Genomic DNA, 6,646 nt, shown 5'->3' on the forward strand with positions numbered 1-6,646 from the left:
GCGGCCTCTGATCGGGGCCTACGGGACCCTGAGGGTGACGAGCGCGATGTCGTCGCGCGGCACGCCGTTCTGGAAACCGACGACGCGGTCGACGATCCGGCCGGTGATGGCGCCTGCGTCGAGGCCCCGCGCGTCGGACAGCAGCCCGGCGAGCCGGTCCTCGCCGAAGAACTCCCGGTCGCGGCGCGCCTCGCTGACGCCGTCGGTGAAGAACAGGACGGAGTCGCCGGACCGCAGCTCCACGGACTCGTCGGCCAGCACCACGTCGTCGAGTATGCCGAGCAGGTCGCCGGGGCGGCCGACGCGCCGCACCTCCCCGGAGGAGGCGACCAGAAGCGGCGCGGGATGACCGCCGAGCGAGACGGTGAGGAGCGGCTTGCCGTGCGGGCCGCACTCGATGCCCGCGTAGACGGCGGTGCAGAACCGCTCCGCGCCGTGGCCCAGCAGGGACGAGTTCAGCTTCCGCAGGACGTCGGCGGGCGACTCGGTCTCCGTGGCGACCGCCCGCACCGTGTACCGGGCCAGGCTCGTCACCACCGCGGCCCCGGCCCCCTTGCCGCACACGTCCCCCAGCACCAGCCCCCACCGGGTGGGAGAGATCTCGAACAGGTCGTAGAAGTCCCCTCCCACCTCGTCGCCGGCGCCGGCCGGGCGGTAGGCGCCGCCCGCCTCCAGTCCGGGGACGAGCGGCAGCGCGGGCGGGATGAAGCTGCGCTGCAGGGTCTCGGCGAGCTGCCGGGCGCGGGCCTCCGAGTCCCGCGCGCGCCGGCGGGCGTGCAGGAGCTCCCGCTCGTACTCCCGGCGGTCGATGGCGCGGAAGACGCACACCCGGACGGCGGGGGCCCCGTCCGGTTCCTCCGGGCGCAGCGTCGAGTTGACCAGCACGGGCAGCCGCTCGCCGTCCGCGCACTTCAGGTCGACGGCGATCTCGTGGACCTCGCCCTGCATGGTCAGCAGCGGCGCGAAGTGCGTCTCGTAGTAGATGCGGTCCCCGACGGGGAGCAGCTCCTGGAAGCGCGTGCCGTCGAGCAGGTCGTCGGCGCGGTAGCCCGTCCAGTCCAGGAACGTCTGGTTGACCCTGGTGATCGTCCCGGGCGGGCGCAGCGACAGGTAGCCGCAGGGCGCGTGCTCGTAGAGGTCCCGGAGGCGGGCGAGTTCGTCATCCGCGCCGGACATCGGGGCCACTCGGAGCCTTCCGCAGAAAGGCCTTGATCGCCGCGATCGTCTCCTCGGGCGCGCTCAGGTTGGGGCAGTGCCCCGTCGCGCGCAGCCGCACCAGCTCGCTTCCGGGGATGGCGCGGTGCACGTAGTCCCCCACCGCCTCCGGGGCGATGATGTCCTCCGAGCACTGCAGGAGCAGGGTCGGGACGCTCAGCCCGGGCAGGTCGGCCCGGTTGTCGGACAGGAAGGTCACGCGCGCGAACTGCCGCATGACGTCGGGATCGGTGCGGCAGAAGGCGTTGGTCAGCTCCCGGCCCAGCTCGGGCCGCTCCGGATTCCCCATGATCAGCGGCGCCATCCGGCTGGACCAGCCGAGATGGTTGCTCTCCAGCGACTCCAGGAGCTCGGTGATGTCGGCGCCGGTGAACCCGCCGACGTACTCCCCGTCGTCGACGTAGCGGGGCGAGGGGCCGACCAGCACCAGACGGGCGAAGCGACCGGGCTCCTTGTTCGCCGCCAGCACCCCGATCATCGCGCTGACGGAGTGCCCGACGAAGATCACGTCGTGCAGGTCCAGCTCGTGGACGATGTCCAGCACGTCCTCGGCGTAGGCCTCCAGGGTGCCGTACCGGTCGGCCGAGTAGGCCGACATGTCCGAGTTCCCCAACCCGACGTGGTCGAAGAGGAGGACCCGATGGTCGGCCTCGAAGGCCGGCGCGGTGAGCCGCCACATCGTCTGGTCGCAGCCGAACCCGTGCGCGAAGAGCATGGGCTGCCCCGACCGTCGGCCCAGGTCCTGCACGTTGTTGCGGGTCAAAGCGGACACCTCCCCAACGTGCCCCGGGCTCCCCGTTTCCACACCTCACGGGGCCGCCCGGCGGCGGGCGTGCTCGCCTCCCGGCCACGGGAGCGTACGAGTCGCGGGACGGGTACGCGCTCCGGGCGGGCGGCGCCGGCCGCGCCGCGGGACCGTCAGACGGCGGCGTGCAGCCAGCGGACGGGGGCGCCGTCGCCGGCCCGGCGGAAGGGCTCCAGCTCGTTGTCCCACGGCGTGCCGAGCAGCCGGTCGAGCTCCTGCTCCAGCGTGGCCTTGCCGACGGCGGCGTTCGCCATCACCGCGCGGAGCCGGTCCTCGGGGACCATGATGTCGCCGCTGGCGCCGATGACCCCCGTGAACACCCCGAGGGTCGGGGTGAAGCTGAAGCGGACGCCGTCGGTGCCGGGCGTCGGATCCTCGGTGGCCTCGAACCGCACCAGTTTCCAGTTGCGCAGCGCGGAGGTGATGCCCGCGGCGGTGCCGGGCCTGCCCTCCCAATGAAGCTCGGCGCGCAGCGTTCCGGGCGCGGCCGGCTGATCTGCCCACTCAAGGGAAACGGGCACCCCGAGAACACCTGCGGCGGCCCACTCGATGTGCGGGCTCAGCGCAGGTGGCGCGGAGTGGACGTAAAAAACGCCACGTGCGGTCACCGGACCTCCTGGATCTGTACCGAGGCTCGTCTTCCCCTACGGCCTCGTACGTCCCAAGTCGGCGTCCGCGTCCCTCATTGTGCATCATCGGCCGGAGTCGCACCACCGTGAGTTCGCAGTTTGTTGAACGCTTGAACACAGGATGCACATCGTTCACCCGGCGCCTCCGTCAAGATCCACTATTGCGAGGGGGACGCGGGTGTGCCTCCCCTCCCGGGTGAGACTCGTCACGCATGCCACCATCGGCCATCTTCCGCTCGTTCCAGGCACGGAGCGTCATCGGTTCGCCACGATGAGCGAAAGGGTCGGTTCGGCGGAGGCGAGGTTCGATGTTCGATCAACAGGCGCGGCTGGAGCGGGTGCTGGCCCGGCACGCGGACGCGGTCGTCGTGGAGCCGCTGCCGGGGCGGCCGGCGCTGATCCGCCGGGACGAGATCCTGGTCGCGGGGCGTGACGCCGGCGCGGCCGAGTCGCTGGTCCGGCGCTGGTACGACTCGCGCGACGACGAGGGCGGCGTCACGCGGCTGCGGCTGCGCGCCCCCGCGAAGGTCGACGTGTGCGAGCTCGCGGCCGTCCTCGGCAGCGCCGACCGGCGGCACCGGAGGCTGAGCGCGGCGCCGAACCACCTCGTCCTCGGCCAGCCGATGTGGTGGAGCGGGCCCGCGGACCTGCCCCGCCCCGCCCCTCCCGTGCCCGCGCCGCGGGGCGGCCCGGTCCGGCGGGACGTGACGGTCGCGATCCTGGACACCGGCCTGTCGCCGCACCCCTGGTACGAGGGCGAGGAGTGGTACCGCGAGCAGCGCGACGAGGTGGCGGAGGTCCTGGACGCCGATCTGGACTTCGCGCTCGACGCGCAGGCGGGGCACGGCACGTTCATCGCGGGCGTGGTGCTGTCCCAGGCGCCGTCCGCCGTCCTGCGGGCCCGCCGCGTCATCGACGGCCACGGGATCGGCGACGAGCTGGACGTGATCCGGGCGCTGGAGTGGCTCGCCGCCTGGGGCCGCGCCGACGTCGTCAACCTCTCGCTCGGCTGCCACACCTACGACGACCGCCCCTCGCCGGTGCTCTCCCAGGCGGTCGCGGCGCTCGGCCGCCGCACGGTCGTCGTGGCGTGCGCGGGGAACGCGGCGACGGACCGCCCGTTCTGGCCCGCCGCGATGAAGCCGGTCATCGGCGTCGCCGCGCTGGACGGCGACGACCGGGCCTGGTTCTCCAACCACGGCTGGTGGGTGGACGCGTGCGCGCAGGGCGTCGGCGTGGCCAGCGCCTTCGTCCGGTTCGACGGCCCCCGCCCCGCGGTGAGCGGTTCCGATCCCGACCGGTTCGACGGCTACGCCACATGGAGCGGGACGTCGTTCGCGACGCCGGTCGTGGCGGGGCGGATCGCCGCCCTCGCCGCGCACGAGGACATCGGGGCGGCCGAGGCGGCCGATCGCGTGCTCGATCCCGCGCGGCACCCGGTTCTTCCGGGTCTCGGCACCGAAGTGCACAGCGCGTCATCGATCGATGCCATAGGGTGAAGGGGGAGCGGGGGGCCTCAGGAGGAGACTTCGGTGGCCCGTAGGGACGATACGGACGAGCTGATAATCCGGGCACGCGACGGCGACGGCGACGCGTGGGCCCGGCTGGTCGAGCGGCACAGCGGGCTGCTGTGGTCGATCGCTCGCTCGTACGGTTTGAACGACGCCGACGCGGGCGACGCGGTGCAGACCACGTGGCTGCGGCTGGTGGAGCGGATCGACGAGCTCCGCGAGCCCGCCGCGGCGACATGCTGGCTGGCCACGACGGCGCGCCACGAGAGCTTACGGCTGGCGCGCCGGCGCGGCCGTGCGCTCCCGTCCGTGCCCGCGCCGCGCGAACCGGAGCCCGATCCGGCGCGGGTGGTCGCGGCGCGCGAGCGGCTCGGCCTGGTCGGCGCGGCGCTGGAGCGGCTGCCGCTGCGCTGCCGGACGCTGCTGCGGCTGTTCGCGCTCGCGCCGAGCCACGCCGAGCTGGCCGCCGCCCTCGGGATCCCCGTCGGCAGCGTGGGCCCGACGCGGGCGCGCTGCCTGGAGTCGCTGCGAAGGCTGGTCTCGTGAACGACGACGAGCTGATGGCGGGAGTCCGCGCGACGTTCCAGATCCTCGACCCGGTGCCGGCGGCCGTGCTCGCGGCGGCCCGCGCGTCGATCGCGTGGCGGGCGCCGGCCGCGCGGCTGGCGGAACTGGAGCACGACCTGGGCGGCCGCGCGGCGGGGGTGCGGGGCGGCCCGGCCCGGACGCTGACCTTCACCTGCCCGGACGCGGCGGTCGAGATCGAGGTGGCGCCGGACGGCCGGTTCCGGGAGATCCACGGGCGGCTCGTCCCGCCCGCGGCGGCGCTCGTCGAGGTCCGCCACCGCGACCTGCCGCCGGGCGGGATCACGGCGCGCACGGAGCCGGCGGGGATGTTCTGGCTGCCGCGCGTGCCGGCCGGGCTGGTGAGCCTGATCCTGCGGCTGGACGACGGCACGTCGATCGTCACGAGCTGGATCCGGCTGTGACCGGACGGGACGAATGAGCGGGCCGGACGAATGAGCGGGCGGGATGAAGGCGTCCTGCTGCGGATGGCGGCGACGGATCCCGCGACCGCCTTCACGCGGGCGCTCGCGCTGCTGGAGGACGGCGGCGGGATCCTGCCGCTGCGCGTGGCCGGTCTGGCCGCCAAGGAACTGGGCAGGCTCGACGAAGGCCTCGCCTTCCTCCGGCGCGCCCTGGAACTGGCCTCCGGGTCCGACGCGTACGCGGCGGCGCAGGTGCGGATGAACCTCGTCGGGCTGCTCACGGCGAGCGGCGACGTCACCGAGGCGCTCGCCCAGGCGAGGCGGGCGGAGACCGTCCTGCACGGGCCCGACGCCGACCGCCTGGCCGCGAACAAGGCGGGCGCTCTGGCACGGGCCGGACGTCTGGAAGAGGCGCACGACGTCGCGGTGCGGGCCTTGCCCCGCTTACGCGCGGGGCACGACCCCGCCGCGCTCAGCGGTCTGCTCACCAACCTCGGCCTGGCGCGGGTGTTCCGCGGTGACTACGACGGCGCGGAGGAGGCGCTGGCCGAGGCCGTCGCCGTCGGCGAGGCCGCCGCGTTACGCCACCAGACGGCCATGGCGAAGGGGAACCTGGCCTTCACGGTGTCGCGGCGGGGGGACGTCCCGCGCGCGCTCCGTCTCTTCGCGGAGGCCGAGCAGGGCCTGACCGGGGAGCGCCTGGCGCAGTGCCGGTTCGACCAGGCGGAGACGCTCATCATGGCGGGTCTGCCGGGTGAGGCGCGTCCCGTCCTCACCGCCGCCCTGGACGCGGCCACCGCGAACGGGTACCGGTGCGACACGGCTGACGGATACCTCCTGCTCGCCCACGCCGAACTGGCCGACGGCAACGCGGAGGAGGCCACGGTGGCGGCGGAGCTGGCCCGCACGACGTTCACCGAACAGCAGCGCGCCGGATGGGCGCTGCTGGCCGAGCACGTGCTGCTCAAGGCCCGGTGGGCGTCCGGTGAACGCTCCCCCGTCCTGCTGCGTTCGGCCGCGGCCGCGGCGGAACGGCTGGACGCCGGCGGCTGGGCGGACGCCGCCGACGAGGCCCGCATCGTCGCCGCGCGCGTGGCGCTGTCGCTGGGCCGGCCGGCGGGGCATCTGCTGGCCTCCGTCCGGCGGACGAGCGGCCCGGCCTCGGGCAGGATCGCCGCCTGGCACGCGACGGCCCTCGAACACTCCTCCCGCGACGCCCGCAAGGGCGCGCTGGCGGCGGTCAAGGCAGGGCTTGAGGTGACCGAGGAGCACGCGGAGGCCCTGGACGCGCTCGACCTGCGCGCCCGCGCGGCGGGGCTCGCCGCGGAGCTGGCGGAGCTCGGGCTCCGCCTGTCCGGGTCGGCGCGGGAACTGCTCGCCGTGGAGGAGCGGCGTCGGGCGATCGCCCGGCCAGTCCGCGTCCGCCCGCCCAAGGACCCCGCGCGGGCCGAGGTGCTGGACGCGCTGCGCGCCCTCGACGTCGACCGGACGGCCGAC

6 protein-coding genes and 1 pseudogene are annotated in these 6,646 nt (G+C 74.6%); 4 read left to right on the forward strand and 3 right to left on the reverse strand.

Going from position 1 to position 6,646, the window contains the following annotated elements; genetic code table 11:
- Positions 1–18: 18 nt before the first annotated feature.
- The 3 genes from ABD944_RS20235 to ABD944_RS20245 all read right to left on the reverse strand — a co-directional run bounded on the left by ABD944_RS20235 (position 19) and on the right by ABD944_RS20245 (position 2,628).
- Positions 19–1,176: a SpoIIE family protein phosphatase gene (locus tag ABD944_RS20235; RefSeq protein ID WP_345178670.1), complete on the reverse strand. Its 1,158-nt coding sequence runs from the start codon at positions 1,174–1,176 to the stop codon at positions 19–21.
- Positions 1,160–1,987 (reverse strand): alpha/beta fold hydrolase, encoded by an 828-nt coding sequence (locus tag ABD944_RS20240; protein WP_345178672.1) that lies wholly within the window; start codon positions 1,985–1,987, stop codon positions 1,160–1,162. Before ABD944_RS20240 ends, ABD944_RS20235 begins: the two co-directional genes overlap by 17 nt.
- 146 nt (positions 1,988–2,133) lie before the next feature.
- The gene (locus tag ABD944_RS20245; protein ID WP_185026294.1) at positions 2,134–2,628 is read right to left on the reverse strand and encodes a DUF3145 domain-containing protein; all 495 of its coding nucleotides are present in this window, start codon (positions 2,626–2,628) and stop codon (positions 2,134–2,136) included.
- A gap of 329 nt (positions 2,629–2,957) precedes the next feature.
- On the opposite strand from ABD944_RS20245, the gene ABD944_RS20250 reads away from it, so the two are divergent.
- The 4 genes and pseudogenes from ABD944_RS20250 to ABD944_RS20265 form a co-directional block, all read left to right on the forward strand.
- Positions 2,958–4,148, forward strand: coding sequence for a S8 family peptidase (locus tag ABD944_RS20250; RefSeq protein WP_345178674.1), 1,191 nt, complete (start codon positions 2,958–2,960; stop codon positions 4,146–4,148).
- 33 nt (positions 4,149–4,181) lie between these two features.
- A complete protein-coding gene (locus ABD944_RS20255; protein ID WP_345178676.1) occupies positions 4,182–4,706 on the forward strand; it encodes an RNA polymerase sigma factor in 525 nt (174 codons plus the stop codon).
- Entirely contained in the window at positions 4,703–5,149 is a 447-nt protein-coding gene (locus ABD944_RS20260) for a hypothetical protein (RefSeq protein ID WP_345178678.1), read from the forward strand. Before ABD944_RS20255 ends, ABD944_RS20260 begins: the two co-directional genes overlap by 4 nt.
- 30 nt (positions 5,150–5,179) lie before the next feature.
- Positions 5,180–6,646, forward strand: a pseudogene (locus tag ABD944_RS20265) (hypothetical protein); the annotation flags it as partial.

Origin of the sequence: Actinomadura verrucosospora (assembly GCF_039540335.1) — a bacterium.
Lineage (GTDB): Bacteria > Actinomycetota > Actinomycetes > Streptosporangiales > Streptosporangiaceae > Spirillospora > Spirillospora verrucosospora.

Bases quoted from the DNA above. Each gene is read 5' to 3' on its own strand.
- ABD944_RS20235 (WP_345178670.1), bottom strand. From the start codon at position 1,176: ATGTCCGGCGCGGATGACGAACTCGCCCGCCTCCGGGACCTCTACGAG.
- ABD944_RS20250 (WP_345178674.1), top strand. From the start codon at position 2,958: ATGTTCGATCAACAGGCGCGGCTGGAGCGGGTGCTGGCCCGGCACGCG.